This is a genomic window from Mucilaginibacter sp. P19, from assembly GCF_050632265.1.
Lineage (GTDB): Bacteria > Bacteroidota > Bacteroidia > Sphingobacteriales > Sphingobacteriaceae > Mucilaginibacter > Mucilaginibacter gossypii.
Map to the genome: position 1 here is coordinate 2,829,923 of NZ_CP192586.1, position 16,815 is coordinate 2,846,737.

At 40.4% G+C, this 16,815-nt stretch carries 14 protein-coding genes and 2 pseudogenes; 8 read left to right on the forward strand and 8 right to left on the reverse strand.

What is annotated here, in order from left to right:
- Positions 1 to 5: 5 nt before the first annotated feature.
- Positions 6 to 581, forward strand: coding sequence for a DUF4199 domain-containing protein (locus tag ACQ86K_RS13680; RefSeq protein ID WP_091164756.1), 576 nt, complete (start codon positions 6 to 8; stop codon positions 579 to 581).
- Positions 582 to 1,083: 502 nt separating this feature from the next.
- Positions 1,084 to 1,599: a DUF4199 domain-containing protein gene (locus ACQ86K_RS13685; RefSeq protein WP_431200850.1), complete on the forward strand. Its 516-nt coding sequence runs from the start codon at positions 1,084 to 1,086 to the stop codon at positions 1,597 to 1,599.
- A gap of 175 nt (positions 1,600 to 1,774) precedes the next feature.
- Here ACQ86K_RS13685 and rseP read toward each other — a convergent pair whose 3' ends face one another.
- From rseP to ACQ86K_RS13720, 7 genes and pseudogenes are all read right to left on the reverse strand, one after another.
- Positions 1,775 to 3,109 carry an RIP metalloprotease RseP gene (gene rseP / locus ACQ86K_RS13690; RefSeq protein ID WP_431200557.1) on the reverse strand — a complete coding sequence of 445 codons (1,335 nt, stop codon included), beginning with the start codon at positions 3,107 to 3,109 and terminating at the stop codon, positions 1,775 to 1,777.
- Between the two features lie 19 nt (positions 3,110 to 3,128).
- Positions 3,129 to 4,316: a 1-deoxy-D-xylulose-5-phosphate reductoisomerase gene (locus ACQ86K_RS13695; protein ID WP_091164735.1), complete on the reverse strand. Its 1,188-nt coding sequence runs from the start codon at positions 4,314 to 4,316 to the stop codon at positions 3,129 to 3,131.
- A 6-nt stretch (positions 4,317 to 4,322) separates the two neighbouring features.
- A pseudogene (locus ACQ86K_RS13700) lies at positions 4,323 to 5,823 on the reverse strand (GH3 auxin-responsive promoter family protein).
- 2 nt (positions 5,824 to 5,825) lie between these two features.
- Positions 5,826 to 5,987 (reverse strand): hypothetical protein, encoded by a 162-nt coding sequence (locus ACQ86K_RS13705; protein WP_431200558.1) that lies wholly within the window; start codon positions 5,985 to 5,987, stop codon positions 5,826 to 5,828.
- A 73-nt stretch (positions 5,988 to 6,060) separates the two neighbouring features.
- Positions 6,061 to 6,525 (reverse strand): hypothetical protein, encoded by a 465-nt coding sequence (locus ACQ86K_RS13710; protein ID WP_431200559.1) that lies wholly within the window; start codon positions 6,523 to 6,525, stop codon positions 6,061 to 6,063.
- Positions 6,526 to 6,530: 5 nt separating this feature from the next.
- Positions 6,531 to 7,499: a glycosyltransferase gene (locus ACQ86K_RS13715; RefSeq protein ID WP_091164724.1), complete on the reverse strand. Its 969-nt coding sequence runs from the start codon at positions 7,497 to 7,499 to the stop codon at positions 6,531 to 6,533.
- Positions 7,500 to 7,596: 97 nt separating this feature from the next.
- Positions 7,597 to 8,547 carry a glycosyltransferase family 2 protein gene (locus tag ACQ86K_RS13720; protein ID WP_091164720.1) on the reverse strand — a complete coding sequence of 317 codons (951 nt, stop codon included), beginning with the start codon at positions 8,545 to 8,547 and terminating at the stop codon, positions 7,597 to 7,599.
- A gap of 217 nt (positions 8,548 to 8,764) precedes the next feature.
- Here ACQ86K_RS13720 and ACQ86K_RS13725 point away from each other — a divergent pair, with 217 nt between their 5' ends.
- The 6 genes and pseudogenes from ACQ86K_RS13725 to ACQ86K_RS13750 all read left to right on the forward strand — a co-directional run bounded on the left by ACQ86K_RS13725 (position 8,765) and on the right by ACQ86K_RS13750 (position 15,954).
- Positions 8,765 to 11,368: a M1 family metallopeptidase gene (locus ACQ86K_RS13725; protein WP_176844411.1), complete on the forward strand. Its 2,604-nt coding sequence runs from the start codon at positions 8,765 to 8,767 to the stop codon at positions 11,366 to 11,368.
- Between the two features lie 230 nt (positions 11,369 to 11,598).
- A pseudogene (gene thrS, locus ACQ86K_RS13730) lies at positions 11,599 to 13,525 on the forward strand (threonine--tRNA ligase).
- Between the two features lies 1 nt (position 13,526).
- A complete protein-coding gene (infC, locus tag ACQ86K_RS13735) occupies positions 13,527 to 14,093 on the forward strand; it encodes a translation initiation factor IF-3 (RefSeq protein ID WP_090525629.1) in 567 nt (188 codons plus the stop codon).
- Between the two features lie 81 nt (positions 14,094 to 14,174).
- Positions 14,175 to 14,375 (forward strand): 50S ribosomal protein L35, encoded by a 201-nt coding sequence (gene rpmI / locus ACQ86K_RS13740; RefSeq protein ID WP_090525627.1) that lies wholly within the window; start codon positions 14,175 to 14,177, stop codon positions 14,373 to 14,375.
- Positions 14,376 to 14,456: 81 nt separating this feature from the next.
- Positions 14,457 to 14,801 (forward strand): 50S ribosomal protein L20, encoded by a 345-nt coding sequence (rplT, locus tag ACQ86K_RS13745; RefSeq protein ID WP_022829871.1) that lies wholly within the window; start codon positions 14,457 to 14,459, stop codon positions 14,799 to 14,801.
- A 58-nt stretch (positions 14,802 to 14,859) separates the two neighbouring features.
- Positions 14,860 to 15,954 carry an acyltransferase family protein gene (locus ACQ86K_RS13750; RefSeq protein WP_176844410.1) on the forward strand — a complete coding sequence of 365 codons (1,095 nt, stop codon included), beginning with the start codon at positions 14,860 to 14,862 and terminating at the stop codon, positions 15,952 to 15,954.
- Positions 15,955 to 16,021: 67 nt separating this feature from the next.
- Here the strand turns inward: ACQ86K_RS13750 and ACQ86K_RS13755 are convergent, their stop codons facing one another.
- On the reverse strand, positions 16,022 to 16,756 hold the full coding sequence (locus ACQ86K_RS13755) for an SRPBCC family protein (RefSeq protein ID WP_091164707.1): 735 nt from the start codon (positions 16,754 to 16,756) through the stop codon (positions 16,022 to 16,024).
- Positions 16,757 to 16,815 lie beyond the last annotated feature (59 nt).

Consider the following 16,815-nt stretch of genomic DNA (forward strand, 5'->3'; position numbering starts at 1 on the left):
CTTAAATGAGCGCACAATTAGAAAGAACCATAAAAATACGAGGACTTATCAAAGGATTGATTTTAGGTGCAGTATTGGCTGTTGTAAGTATTATTTATTTTTATTTTATGGTAAGTGTAGCATCGGCTGTCGCAATAACAGTTGGTGCAATACTTTTCACGTACATATTTCCGATAGCTATTGCTGCTTTGTTTTGCATAAATCTGAGGAGCAAAGTGGGCGGGTATTGGACAATGAGGCAGGCCGCCACCGGAATTTTCATTATGTTTTTCATTTCAAACCTGACCATATTTATACTACGTGATCAGATATTTGCAAACGCTATAGAACCGCAAATGGCTCAGAAAACTAAAACAGCTATGGTTACCGCTTTGAATAAACTGAAAGAAAGCACTGCTAAACCGGAAGAAAAGAAGGAAGCTGACGCCAAGATTCAGGAGATGGAGAAAAGCTTTCAAACCGGAAAAAGCGTTACCATAGGGCAGCAAATCCAGTCGTTAGGTATAAGCATTATATTTTTGTTTGTTTTATCGATAATTTTCGCAGCCTTCTTTAAACGGGAGCCAGCAGGATCCGTTTAAAGAATAAAACATTAATTGTATAACAAAACAGGCCTTTCAAATTTGAAAGGCCTGTTTTGTTATAGCAAATTTGAGGAGTTAAAACCAGGAAAAACGCATCTAAATGGGGTTAACACGGGTTAACACATTTTAAATATAACGAATGCAAATAATTGATAGTCAATATTTTGAATTTTTAATGAGTTAACACTAATTTATTTTTCGGAGTAATTAAGCACATCCGAATGGTTGTGCCTGTTGTAGGTACCGAGGCGGCTTGGGCGTTAACCTACTTCAGACCATAAAACAAGTATCTAATGGCTCATTTGCATAATAACCTTTTCCTTAAGCATATTTAACAACAAAATATCGGCGATAAATATTTGAAATACGTTTGTCTGGGTAAAAAAATAAACATATACATGATATAGGATAATTAGTTAATTTTAACCAAACACTAAATAACCTATATCATGGAAATAAAAAAGCGAGCCCGTCGCAACCAGCCCTGAAGTGGGCGTTAATTAACCTGGTAACCTCAATAGTTATAACTTACGCATTTCAGTTTCTGGACCTTGACCCCAACTCATCTCTTAAATACCTCAGCTTTTTGCCCTTCATCGCTTTCTTGCTGTTAACACAAAAAGAATACAAAGACCAGCTTGGCGGATATATTACCTATGGAGAAGGTTTCTTATCCGGGTTTTTATATGCGATTTTTACAGGAGTTTTCGTGGCGGTATTCACTTATGTGTATTATGCGATATTAAGTCCGGAAATGGTTAATAAGGCTCTAACTGCTTCGCGCGCACAAATGGAAGCAAAAGGAAACCTGTCGCAGGACCAAATAGACAATGCCTTAAGTATGGTGAGTAAATATTTTGCGGTTATAGCAACCGTAAGTGTGGTATTTATATACGCCATTTTCGGCGCTATAGTAAGTCTGATCTCAGCAGCGGTATTTAAAAATGAAAGATCACCTTTTGACAACATTTCCGATAATTACGAAAATCCGAAACCAACTGATCCTGCGGTATAAAAACAAGCTGAAAGCAGAATGCTCAAAGCTTAAAGCTAATTCTAATTTGTACAGCTATTCAATTGATTGATAAATTCATATAATACAAGAAAGGCCTTTCAGTGGTTGAAAGGCCTTCTTATTTCATATGCTTGGGAGGCAACTAATCTCTAACATCCAATCACTAATCTCTAAATCACTTCTTCATTACCAGCTTCACAATATCGTTACCAAAAACAAATACCATAAGGGTAACTAATATTACAAAGCCTACAATTTGCGCACGTTCAAGGAACTTATCGCTTAACGGTTTGCCTTTAATCATTTCAATGATCAGGAATACCGCGTGGCCTCCGTCAAGAGCTGGAATAGGCAAAAGGTTCATTAATGCCAATACCATCGAAAGGAAGCCTACCAGTGTCCAAAAGTGAACCCAATCAACAGTACCACCAAACAGGTTGGCTATAGCTACCGGTCCGCTTACTGCTTTGCCCGGGTTAACATCACCTCTGAAAATTTTGCCGATTCCTTTGGCATTATCTCTGAAGGTTCCCCATGCTCTTTGCGCCCCTATAGGGAAAGCCTCGAAGAAACCATATTTTATAGTTTTGATATCCGGGAAATCGCTTTTTGCACGGTAAAAGCCCAGCTTTCCTTCTGGTGTAACCTGTGCCTTAAGTGTAACCAATTCATGGTTACGTTTTATACCTAACTCGACCTGTTTGCCTTTGTTGGCCGATAGCTGAGCTTGTAATTCATCCCAAAATACAACCGCATGGTTATTCGCCATCACAATACTGTCACCCTTTTTTAAACCTGCTTTTACAGCGTTACTGCCTGGCTCCAACGAATCAACAATGAACTTAGCACGGGGCAGGCGACTGATAAAACCTTCAATGTCATGATCGTTCAAATCGTTTAGGATGGTACGCGGGATGCTGATCTGCAAAGTTTGGGTGCCGCGTAATACGGTAAATACAGTGTTATCCAATAGCACTTGCGGGCTTGTAAGGTCATCAAAACGCTCGAAAGGCTTACCGTTGATAGCGACAACCTTGTCGCCTATTTGAAGGCCTATTTTTTTACCTACTTCGCCAGGTACAATACCGTATTTTGCTGCCGAATTAGGTATATAACTATCACCAAAACGCATGGTTAACACCCAAAATATCAGGATCCCCAATATAACATTGACAGTAACACCGCCAAGCATCACAACAAGGCGTTGCCAGGCTGGTTTTGAACGAAATTCCCACGGCTGCGGTGGACCAGCCATTTGCTCTGTATCCATCGACTCATCAATCATACCGGCAATTTTAACATAGCCACCAAGCGGTAACCAGCCAATGCCATACTCAACGCCTTTATATGTAAATTTAAACAGGCTCACGTTCCATGCATCAAAAAACAGGTAGAATTTTTCTACCTTGATGCCAAAGGCACGTGCCGCCAGGAAATGCCCCAGTTCATGCAGGATTATCAAAATTGAAAGGCCCAGTATAAGCTGGCCCACCATGATCACTATACTCATTATTTATATTTATGTAATATTAAAACTGTAATGCCTTTGAGGGCAATTGCTGTATATAATTTTGCGCAAAGATGCGTGTTTCTTTGTCAGTATTCAAATAGTCTACTAAGGTAGGGTTTGCAACGAAATTTATTTTCTGCATGCACTCTTCAATGATACTGCTCATGGTTAAAAAGCCAATTTTACGATCAAGAAACCCTGCAACAGCTATTTCATTGGCGGCGTTAATGATGCAAGGCATATTACCGCCCTGCTTTAAAGCAGTATACGCTAAGCTTAGATTACGGAAAGTTTCCATGTCTGGTTTTTCGAAAGTAAGATTAGGGTAATCGCTAAAGCTGAAACGTTTAAAATTCGTTTCGATCCGGTTGGGATAGGTGAGGGCATACTGTATAGGCAGCTTCATATCGGGCAAACCCAATTGTGCCTTGATTGAGCCGTCCCTGAACTGCACCAGTGAGTGAATAATAGATTGCGGGTGAACTACAACTTCAATCTGATCTGCTTCAACATCAAACAGCCATTTAGCTTCAATTACTTCAAGCCCCTTGTTCATTAACGATGCTGAATCGATGGTGATTTTGGCGCCCATTACCCAGTTTGGATGTTTAAGCGCGTCTTCGCGGGTAACGTTAGCTAAGAAATCAAGACCGCGGCCGCGGAAAGGCCCGCCCGATGCGGTAATGATCAGTTTTTCTATCGACTTATACTCCTCACCAACGAGACTTTGGAATATTGCTGAGTGCTCCGAATCAACCGGTAGAATCTGAACTTCATTTTGTTTCGCCAATGCGGTTATGATATCGCCGGCAACAACCAATGTTTCTTTGTTGGCCAGGGCAATGTCTTTACCCGCTTTAATAGCTGCAATAGTTGGTTCAAGCCCTGCAAAGCCTACCATGGCAGTCAGCACAACCGCAATTTCGGGATGCGTTACTGTATCAATGATAGCCTGGTGACCGGCAAGTACCTTTATGGGCAAATGCGCTAAAGCCTCTTTAACTTCCTGGTATTTGCTTTGATTACAGATAATAGCATATTCCGGCACAAACTCAATAGCCTGGCTAATGAGCAAATCGGCATTGGAATGTGCTGTGAGCAAAAACGCCCTGAATAAATTGCTGTTCCACCTTATAACATCAAGTGTTTGTGTACCGATGCTGCCTGTTGAGCCAAGAATGGCAATGTTTTTTACCTGGTTACTCAATTATCTTTATTTTATAAAACTCTTTAATCCTTCGGCAATCTTCCTGTCGTTTGATAGCCTTGGTACTTTGTTTTGCCCGCCAAGCTTGCCTTCCGAACGCATATAATTTATAAAAGCATCTTTTTGCAGGCTTTGGATCACCAAAGGTTGCAAAATGTTACCTTCAATCAGGTCAAAATAGTAAATATTTTTATTCTGCAACGCTTTGTCCACTTTTATGGCGAAAGCCTGAAGATTGTCAGGGGCTGTACCAAACTCAATAAACCATTCATGGTAAGGTAATTGCCCCGCTGCCGGGTTAACCTGGGGTGCAACGGTAAATTCAACTACGTCAATGCCTTCTTCTTTAGCCACACTCATTAATGCATGCTCCACTTCTTCGCCTATAACATGTTCGCCAAAGGCCGATATATAGTGCTTGATACGGCCGGTTACGACAATACGATACGGATCTTTTGAAATAAATTTAATCGTATCGCCAATGCTATATCCCCATAAACCAGCGCTGGTGTTCATGATGAGCGCGTAGTTTCTATTCAACTCTACATCTTTAATATTAATGCGGGTTGGGCTTTCATTAAAATACTCATCGGATGGGATAAACTCGTAGAAGATCCCAGAATCAACTAATAATAAAAGGCCTTTTTCTTTTTGCGAATCCTGGAACGCGATAAAGCCTTCGGATGCCGGGTAGGTTTCTATCGAATCGATCTTGAAACCGATACTTTCCTCAATACGGGCGCGGTAAGGCTCATAGTTAACCCCTCCGTAAACATAAAGCTTAAAGTTTGGGAAAATGTCTTTTATCTTTTTACCACCTGCTTTAGCCGAAAGCCTGTCGAAATACATCTGGCACCAGGGAGGGATCCCGCTGATGAGGCGCATATCTTCATTAAAAGTTCTCGTCTACAATGGCATCAACTTTTTGTTCCCAGTCTTCTATGCAGTTGGTTTCATAGCTCGGCAGGCGATTTTTTTGCAGATAAGCCGGAACATGATGTGCAACTATGCCCGAAAGCCTGCCTGTTGAAATGCCATGCTTTTCGGCTAAAATGGGACTGCCCTGCAAAAATATCAATTTGCCATCAACAAAATCAGCGTTACCGGTTTCGTGGATATAGCTTAGCAAAGCATTACGTGCCGCTTTGATATGCTCTGGCATGCTTTCTTTAGAGATGGGGATATATTTTACACCGGATGTTGTACCGGATGTTTTGGCGAGATAAGCAGGTTTGCCGGGCCATAGCACATCCTCCTCGCCATTAACCACTCGGTCGATATAGGGGCGAAGGTCTTCATAGTCATGTACAGGCACCAATCGCTTAAAATCCTCGTAGTTGTTGATCTTTTCAAACTGATGATCTTTACCAAAACTGGTGTCTTTGGCCACATGCACCAGATCTGTAAATGCCTTTTGCTGAAATGCAACCGCGTTTTTACGGACCTTATTTAATTCCCGATTAACAAAGGCAGCAAATACTTTACTTAATGCAGATTTAAATCCCATTTTTAATTGGTTTCAGATAGGTCATCATCCACATCAAGGTGGCTATAAACCAGTTTGCGATAGGCTGCCATTAAAATTATGTTAGCAAATGGAATAGCTATTATTAACCCTACAACGGTAATTGCTGCAACCAGCATCAATATTTCGATTATAATGAAGATCAAGAAATATTTTAAAAAATTCCCCTTTATCAAATAAAAGCTTTGTTGTACTGATTCTATCGGCCCCGACGCGTCATCAACAATGAAACAGGTGCAAATAGGAAAATAGAACAGAAAAAAACTGAACGACAAGTCCGATAATAAATTTGAAAAAATCCTGGGCGAAACCCTCTTTTAAACCTTCAACCAGGTGGGTTGCAAAAACGGCTAATGTACTCACCAGTACTAGTAACGTAAGATAGCTTACCAGCATCCTGATTTTAGGAATGATCTCGCTAAAATCAAAATCATAGTATTCTTTGTCCATTAATCTGAATACCAGCTTTATAAATGCTAAGAATATGAAAGTTATTTCAACCAGTAACACAACAAAGCCAATAGAACTCACCATTGCATTATCATCAAAATAAAATACGGCAAAGCCTGATATGAACACAAATATCATGGCAACTACCGAATAGACCGAGATTATGGCAAAATTCTTCTTTAAAATATTCCATGCGGTTTTAATGGTCTCCGCTACAGAAAAGGGGTGGTACATATTGCTTATGATCTACTTAAAACTTTCCGCTTCCAAAAATCCTGTATAAATCCTAACCCGTAGGCAATAAGTTGTGTGAAGGCAGCTATAATGCTCAAAAATGCGATTTTTACCGATTTATTTTTCCACCAGGCATGGAAAAAAATTAACAAAGTGAAAATCAACAGTATAAAATTACCTACAGGTGCTAAAACAGAGCCAAATAGGTTTAGAATAATAGTAAGGATAACACCCACTGTAAAAGCAGCCGGAAAAAAATGTACCAGCTTTAACTCTTGAGGAAAAAACTTAGATATGTTGATGCGGGCCCTCCCAAAAAAGTGCAGTTGCTTATAAAACTGGTAAAAGTTAGTACGCCGTTTATGGTAAACAATAGCGTCGGGAATCAACCCAATTTTAAAGCCTAGTGAATGGATCCTGATACTGTATTCAATATCTTCACCAAGACGGGTAATAATAAAACCACCTGCTTTTTCCCAGGCCTGCCTTGAAACACCCATGTTAAAACTACGCGGGTGAAACTGCCCTATACCTTTTTTATTACCACGAATGCCTCCGGTAGTAAAAGGGGAGGTCATAGAATAGCTTATGGCTTTTTGTGTAGGAGTAAAAGATTCATGTGCACCATCGGGTCCGCCGTAGGCATCAAGGTAATTTGCCGCTAACGAATCATTAACAATTTGCAGGTAAGCAGGAGGGATCAGGCAGTCTGAATCAAAAATTACAAAGTAATCGCCTTTGGCACGCTCAAAACCAAAGTTACGTGCAAAACCCTGGCCTTCATTCTGTTTTTTAAAATAACGCAGGTTAAGTTTATCGGTAAAGGTATTTACTATGGCTTCAGCATCATTTACAGAACCATCTTCAATAACCAAAACCTCAAAATTGTGATAGGTTTGCAAGGTGAGGCTTTCCAGCAGTTCTTTTATTTCCTGCGGTCGGTTATATAAAGGAATGATGATGGAAAAAAACATGTTTTTAGAATAGATGTGAGATTTGAGATGTTAGATATGAGACAGGAGGCAAGTATTCAAAAAGTCTCAAATCTCATATCTAACATCTCAAATCTAATTAAATTGTTTCCTCAATTTGGTAATGATTGCGTTCGCTTGCGCTGCGCGATACAAGCTCGGCAACAAAGCCCGTTAAAAACAATTGCGAGCCCAATATAATGGCTACCAGTGCTATATAAAATAACGGGCTCGTGGTTACATCCCTGTATTTTAGATTGTGTGCTATATTGTAAAGCTTTTCCCAAATTATCCAGATGGCCATAACCAAACCCGTAAAAAAGCTTAATGTGCCCAGCGTACCAAAAAAGTGCATCGGACGCTTGCCAAATTTACCTACAAAGAATATCGAAAGCAGATCGAGAAAGCCATTGATAAACCGGCTTAAGCCAAACTTGGTTTTGCCATATTTGCGGGGGCGGTGCTCAACAACCTGTTCGCCAATTTTGGTAAAACCTGCCCACTTCGCCAGCACCGGGATATAACGGTGCATTTCGCCATAAATCTCAATGTTTTTAACTACAACATTACGATAGGCTTTTAAACCGCAATTAAAATCATGCAGGTTATGGATGCCACTCATACGGCGGGTTGCCGCGTTGAATAGTTTAGTAGGTATAGTTTTGCTCAGCGGATCGTGCCTTTTTGCTTTCCAACCCGAAACAAGGTCATATTTCTCTTCAATTATCCGGCGGTAAAGTTCTGGGATCTCATCCGGGCTATCCTGCAAATCGGCGTCCATGGTAATCACCACATTGCCTTTTGCAGCAATAAAACCTGTATTAAGGGCTGCAGATTTACCATAATTACGCCTGAATTTAATGCCTTTGATAAAGGGATTACCGGTTTGCAGTTTCCTGATCATTTCCCATGATCCGTCCTTGCTGCCATCGTCAACCAAAATTATCTCGTAAGTAAAACGGTTTTCGTCCATTACCCGGCTAATCCATGTGGTTAATTCGGGTAACGACTCTACTTCATCGTAAAGAGGTACTACAACTGATATATCCATTTATTAGGGCTGCGATCAACGACTGTATGTGCCGTAAATCATCCGCAAAAATATAAAAAATAGGGATTGATTTGCAACAATGTATCAACGGTCATTTTAGCAAAATAGTTTACTAGTAATTGTTATAAACAAATGAGCCTGATACTACGTAACCAAGCAATTACGTTTCAAGTCAAATATATTTTAATATCTTTCCCTCACAATTAAAACACAGTTAATGAAATTCTACAAAGCCGCGTTGTTATTGGTTTTAGGCATTTATGCCGGTGAAGTAAAAGCACAAAATGCAGATCAGGCAGCACCTAAGTATGATCAGCATAAAGTATTTAACCCTATATTTTACCCTGAAAGGGGCGGTGAGTTCAGGACGGCCAGTGGTGCTCCAGGTCCAAAATACTGGCAAAACCGGGCCGATTATAAGCTTGATGTTACGCTTGATACCGCTAAACACCGGATAGAGGGCAGTACTTTGATTACTTACACTAATAACAGCCCGGATGCGCTTGGCTTTTTATGGCTCCAGGTAGATCAGAATATCTATAAAGAGGATTCACGCGCCGAAGCTACAAGCAATGTTTCGGGTGGAAGGTTCGCAAATAAATCATATACAAAGGGTGCCGAAATAAAATCGGTTTATATCATTAATAAAGGCAAAACGCTGAAAGCCGATTACCTGATCACTGACACCCGTATGCAGATCAAGCTTAAAGATTCGTTACGCGCGGCAGGGAGCAAATTGCAGATCAAAATAGATTATGGTTTTGATATTCCCGAATATGGTACCGACAGAATGGGCCGTCAGCATACTAAAAATGGCTGGATCTATGAAATTGCGCAGTGGTACCCACGCATGGAAGTTTACGACGATGTAACCGGATGGAACACCATACCATATCTTGGTGCAAGCGAGTTTTACCTGGAGTACGGCAATTTTGATTATACTATTACCGCGCCTGCAAGTTTGGTTGTAGCAGGATCGGGCGAACTGCTTAACCCTGCTGAAGTATTATCACCTACCTCGATAAACCGCTTGGCCGAAGCCCGTAAGAGTGATAAAACAGTTATCATCAAAGATTCGACTGATATTTTACGTAATAACGATTACCCGAAAAAGCCGACGCTTACCTGGCATTTTATGTGTAAAAACGCCCGTGATGTGGCCTGGGCTGCGTCAAAAGCATTCATTTGGGATGCTGCGCGGATCAATTTGCCGAGTGGTAAAAAAGCTCTTGCACAATCAGTTTATCCAGTTGAGGCTAAAGGGAATAATTCGTACGGCCGCTCAACCGAATATGTTAAAGCCGCCATTGAATTGTATAGTGATAAATGGTTTGAATATACTTATCCTGTAGCTACTAATGTGGCCGGTATAGTAGGAGGGATGGAGTACCCGGGTATAGTATTTTGTGGCTCAAATAATCAAAACGGAGGTTTGTGGGAAGTTACCAATCATGAGTTTGGTCATAATTGGTTCCCGATGATTGTTGGATCAAATGAGCGTAAATACGCCTGGATGGACGAGGGTTTTAACACCTTTTTAAATAATGTTGATACCAAGGTATTTAACAAGGGTGAATACTATGAAAAGCCCGATCAGCAAAAAAGTGCCGCTTATTTATTTAGCCCAGGTGCTGAGGCTATTATGAACACGCCCGATGTGATACAGGAGGATTTTTTAGCAGTTGCTGCTTATGAAAAACCGGCGTTAGGATTAACTATTTTACGAGAACAGATCTTAGGTGAAGAACGTTTTGATTATGCATTTAAAACCTATATCAAACGATGGGCGTTTAAACACCCAACTCCTTGGGATTTTTTCCATACGATGGATAATGCCGCAGGTGAGGACCTGAGCTGGTTTTGGAACGAATGGTTTTTCACCACCTGGAAAGTTGATCAGGGTATAAAGGATATTTCATATCCTGATAATGATGCCACCAAAGGTGCTATGATCACCATTGTAAACCTGGAAGAAATGGCATTGCCGGTTACCATATCAATTAAAGAAGAGAACGGAAAAACCGGCATTGTAAAACTTCCGGCTGAGATCTGGCAGCGCGGCGATACCTGGACCTTCCCGTACAAATCGACCTCGAAAATTGCTTATGCAACCATCGATCCTGATCATAATTTACCTGATGTTAACCCCGAAAATAATTCATACAGCGGGCTTCCAATTCCACAAGGCACAACTGCAAGTACTGTGATCAAGGCGTATTTAGATGCCATTGGCGGTGCCGACAAACTCAAGAATATTCGCGATCTGCAAACATCGGCAGTTGGCAATATACAAGGCGCTGATGTGCAATTGGTAACCCGGTATAAAATGCCTGATAAGTACTACCAGGAAGCAATAGTACCCTCATATAATAACCTTGTTGTGTCGCATATAACACTTAATGGCGATAGCATAAAAGCAAGGCAGGTTAACAGGGATGTACAGCTTGATGATGCAGCTAAAAAAATGATCAAACTTAAAAGCCGCCCGTTTCCTGAACTTGATTATGAACGGATAAATCAAAACATAACGCTGCAGCCTATTTTAAGAGTGGTAAATAACGAGCTTGCCTACGAGGTTGATATCAATATAGGTACCGAGATTCATATCCATAATTATTACAGCCAAAAAACAGGACTGAAGCTTAAACAAACCATTGAAGGGGCAAATGACCTGACTGTTGAGTTTGGTAACTACGAAGGAATAAACGGAGGTATTAAAATTCCGTTCTCTGTAAAGGCCATCCTGGTTGGGCAACCAATTGAATTTAAGGTTAAAGAAACATCTGTTAATTCAAATCCGTCGAACGAGGCTTTTAAGTAGGCTCAATACATAAACTGATGGGGCATCTTCATTTTCAATTTATATGAAAATGAAGACGCCCCATTTTATTTTCTATGGTGTGAGTCTGAAAATCCCTATCAAACAAAAATTTGAAACTGCTTTGATGTTAAATGCTATTTAAAATTCTATTTTTGTACCCACAAAATGAGGGTCACTTTGTAGGTGACCGTTTAAACGTAATTTTATAAAACTTTAAATCATAGTTGTAGATGATTAACATTACACTTCCCGATGGATCCGTCTCGTCAGTATGACAAAGGGATCTCTTCCATGCAAATCGCCCAGTCGATTTCTGAAGGCTTAGCGCGTAACGTATTAGCAGCCGAAGTTGACGGCCAGGTTTGGGACGCAAGTCGCCCCATTGAGCAGGATGCCCATGTTAAATTATTAACCTGGAATGATGCCGATGGCAAGTCAACTTTCTGGCATTCATCGGCCCACTTAATGGCCGAAGCTTTGGAAGCCCTTTATCCGGGTACTAAATTTGGTATCGGTCCGGCTATTGAAACAGGTTTTTATTACGATGTTGACTTTGGCGACAAGGTTTTATCTTCTGACGAGTTTAAGCAGATAGAGGATAAAATGATTGAACTTGCTAAAACTAAAGAGGAGTACATCCGCAAACCGGTGAGCAAGGCTGATGCTATTGAGTATTTCACAGAAAAAGGCGATGAGTACAAGCTTGACCTGATCAAAGACCTGCCTGATGGCGCTATTACTTTTTATTCGCAAGGTAATTTTACCGACTTGTGCCGCGGGCCTCACATCCCTAACACAGGTTTTATAAAAGCGGTTAAGCTGATGAGCCTTGCCGGTGCATACTGGCGTGGTGATGAAACCCGTAAGCAGTTAACCCGTATTTACGGCGTTACTTTCCCTAAAGCCAGCGAGCTTACCGAATATCTGCACATGATCGAAGAAGCTAAAAAGCGCGATCACCGCAAACTGGGTAAGGAACTGGAGCTGTTCGCCTTTTCTGAAAAAGTAGGCATGGGCTTGCCATTGTGGTTACCTAAAGGAACTGCATTGCGCGAACGCCTTGTGAACTTTTTACAAAAAGCACAGGTAAAGGCAGGTTATGAGCAAGTGATCACTCCGCATATCGGTCATAAAAACCTGTATGTAACATCAGGTCACTACGAAAAATATGGTGCTGATTCATTTCAGCCGATAAAGACCCCGCAGGAAGGAGAGGAGTTTTTCTTAAAGCCGATGAACTGCCCTCACCACTGCGAGATCTATAAAACAAAACCGCGTTCATACAAAGATCTGCCGGTTCGTTTTGCTGAATTTGGTACTGTGTATCGTTATGAGCAAAGTGGTGAGTTGCATGGTTTAACCCGTGTGCGTGGCTTTACACAGGATGATGCCCACTTGTTTTGCCGTCCGGACCAGGTAAAGGATGAGTTTAAAAAAGTAATTGACCTTGTATTGTATGTATTTAAAGCTTTGGGCTTTGAAAACTACACTGCGCAGGTGTCGTTACGTGATCCTGAAAACAGGGCAAAATACATTGGCACAGATGAAAACTGGGCCCTGGCAGAAAGCGCTATCATTGAGGCTGCAGCCGAAAAAGGATTGACTACAGTTGTGGAATTAGGTGAGGCTGCGTTTTATGGCCCTAAGCTTGATTTTATGGTGAAGGATGCCCTTGGCCGTAAATGGCAATTGGGCACTATCCAGGTTGATTATAACCTGCCCGAGCGTTTTGAGCTGGAATACACTGGAAGCGATAACCAAAAACACCGCCCGGTAATGATCCACAGGGCTCCGTTTGGTTCGATGGAACGCTTTATAGCGGTATTAATTGAGCATTGCGCCGGTAATTTCCCGCTGTGGTTATCGCCCGAGCAGTTCATTATACTCCCCATATCAGAAAAATATGAAGAATATGCAAAAAAAGTTTCTGATATATTAAAAGATTCCGATATTTGCGGGCTAATCGACTTCAGGGACGAGAAAATAGGCAGAAAGATACGAGATGCTGAAGTCAAAAAAATCCCTTACATGCTGGTTGTGGGCGAAAAAGAAGCTGCCGAAGGCTTGGTTTCTGTACGTAAACACGGTACCGGTGATTTGGGAAGTATGAGCATAGAAGATTTTAAAGAACAAATAATTAAAGAAATAACAGTATAACTTGGCATTAAACAAACCTTTCAATAGAGGACCAAGGCTTCCTTTTAAGAAAAAAGAAGCCGAACATAACATAAACCAATTCATTAGGGCTCAGGAAGTTCGCCTTGTAGGTGATAACGTTGAGCAGGGAGTTTACTCATTAAGAGATGCCCTTGCAATAGCGCAGGAGCAGGAATTGGATTTGGTTGAAATATCTCCTAATGCCGTACCGCCGGTTTGTAAAGTAACTGATTACAATAAGTTTATTTACGAGCAAAAGAAAAAGCTTAAAGAGATAAAAAGCAATGCCAAGCAAACGGTTATCAAAGAAATCCGTTTCGGACCTAACACTGATGACCATGACTTTGAGTTTAAATTAAAGCATGCCATTAAGTTTTTGGAAGCTGGCGAAAAGGTAAGGGCTTACGTACACTTTAAAGGTCGTGCAATTGTTTACAAAGAACAAGGCGAGATCTTACTACTTCGCTTTGCCCAGGCATTAGAAGAAGTTGGTAAAGTGGAGCAGTTACCAAAGCTTGAAGGAAAAAGGATGTTTTTAACCCTTGCACCAAAGGCAGCTAAAAAGTAATTAAATAACCTCGGTCTCAAGATCGGGGTTTGAAAATAAAACGTTGAGAAACGTTAATATCTAACACAAATAAATAGAGTTATGCCAAAAATGAAAACCAATTCCAGTGCTAAAAAGCGCTTTAAGCTTACTGGAACAGGTAAAATCGCAAGAAAAAACGCATACAAAAGCCACATCTTAACTAAGATGTCGACAAAACGTAAGCGTGCCCTTGGTCAAACCAGCTTAGTATCTGATGCCGACATGGGTAACGTAAAACGTATGCTTTGTATCGGAAAGTAATTCACAAATTTTAAAACCAGGTATTAGAGTTTTAAGTCCGGCACACGAGATGCAGGCACTCACTACCAAAAAACACACAAGATGCCACGTTCAGTTAACGCAGTAGCGTCGAGAAGACGCAGGAAAAGGATCATGAACCTCGCCAAAGGTTATTGGGGTTCACGTAGCAAGGTATACACCATTGCAAAAAACACAGTTGAAAAAGGTTTACAATACGCTTATCGCGACCGTAAAACCAAAAAGAGAGAATTCAGGGCTTTATGGATCCAACGTATTAACGCAGGTGCCCGTCAGCACGGAATTTCTTACTCTCAGTTAATGGGTAAATTAGCCGCTAAAGAAATCGGTTTAAACCGTAAAGTATTGGCCGACTTAGCAATGAACAACCCAGACGCTTTCAAAGCAGTTGTTGATGCAGTAAAATAATATCGCATTGTAATGCATGAGAGAGGCCGCAATTTGCGGCCTTTTTTGTTTTAATTATTTGAGTATCTATTTTTACGGTATGACATCACACAAGGAGGGACAGCCTGTCTTATCCAGCTTATTGCGCAGTAACTATTATTACTCCTTAAATGGATTTCGCGGCATTTCAATTATCCTGGTTGTATTTTACCACCTTCAGTTATCTGATAATCATTTTTATACTACAATATTCAATGGTGGGTTGGGGGTAAACATTTTCTTTGTAATAAGTGGTTTTTTAATTACGAGCCTATGTTTAAAAGAAAAAGAAGTAACAGGTGGCTTATCGCTAAAAAAATTTTATATCAGGCGTTTTTTGCGAATATTTCCTTTAGCCTACTTATATATTGGAGTGGTGTTTTTATTAAACCATTTCTACAGTTTAAACATTTCCTGGATTCAATTTTTTGGCTCTGCATTATATCTAATGAATTTTAGCTATTTCCGCAGCCATGATTTCACTTATTACTTCAGTCACTATTGGTCATTATCGGTTGAAGAACAATTTTATCTCCTTTTTCCTTTTATTTTAAAGATCAACAGAACTGCATTTTATTATATCATTATCAGCATTGTATTCACATTGCCGCTATTGTGTACAGTGCAACAGTTTGTTCCCGTTTTGAATCGTGGCATTATTTACGGTTTTACTCACTATTTTATAAAGTTTCAATCAATTGGTGTCGGCTGTTTTTTTGCGTTGATGGCGTCCAAAGAAACTTTGAAGGTAATTTGGCTCAAACAAACAAAGGTAGCCGGCAATATTTTGGCTATAATATTAATGTTTGGATTACACTTTGACGAATTTTATACCTTAAAATCACTGTACGTAAACCTGGCGATTTCGGTAATTACTGGCTATTTAATTTTAAGCAATATCATACCCGCAAACGATTGGATTTTTAAGGTGTTAAACAATAAATTTCTGTCATTTATTGGTATTCTATCGTATGGCATATACATATGGCAGCAGTTATTTACTGGCCGGGATAGTAAAATGCTATTAAGCATATTTCCTTACAATGTATTGAGTTTGATTACTGTCCCTTTATTATCGTATTATCTTTATGAACGGCGTTTTCTAAAACTCAAATCAAAATTCACCCGTAAATGATGCTATTGTTGTGAGATATAAAGGCGCTCGCATTACCTGAGCGCCCTGGGGTAAAGGTGTTATTTTTTTATTTGACGACAATTACTTCAACAAACTCATCCGGATCGTTATTGATATCCATATACTGTTTAAAGTTCTGAATATCTTTATCAACCATATTTTTGAATACCGGGTTTAGTATTTTGGCTATGCCTGCGCCTACACCGCCTGCCGGGGGCTGATAACTGATCACCACATCAACAATGGTACCTTGTCCGTCAACCGTATCCTGAAAACGAATTTTACCCGCATTATTAATCATCGAATCAGACAGCGAACTCCAGCCGATCACTTCATTAGGTTCGTCATGGACAATTTCGGCATGCCAGCTGATTGTAGCTACATTTTTGGGAAGCTTCAAAACCCAGTGTGAATATTTAGAGTCGATGACCTCCACACTTTCCAGGTGTTTCATAAAAAGGGGCAGGTTATCCAGCTTGCGCCAAAATTCATAAACCTTTTGCCGGGGTTTATTCACAATAAACGACGAACGAATATTTACGTTTATGGGATTGGTGGATAGTTTACCAATACGTTTGTAAAGCTCACAATGCCCTGTGATGCCCCTGTTTAACAGGTAGCCACCTGCGCCTATCTTAACAATGCTTGCAAACGGGTTCTTGAAAATGTTTTTAAAGCCAGAAAAGCCGAGTTTCATGCCTCCCGCTATAGACGTAAAACGCTCGGGCCAATTCAGATTTATACGGTCGTCGCCGTAAAGCACGGGGTAGTTGTCGGTATATTTTACTATTGTAGTTGCCATAGGTTTTTAAATAGTTGTCGTTTTTAAAACACCCTTTGCGCTACTAAGTTTTCCCGAAG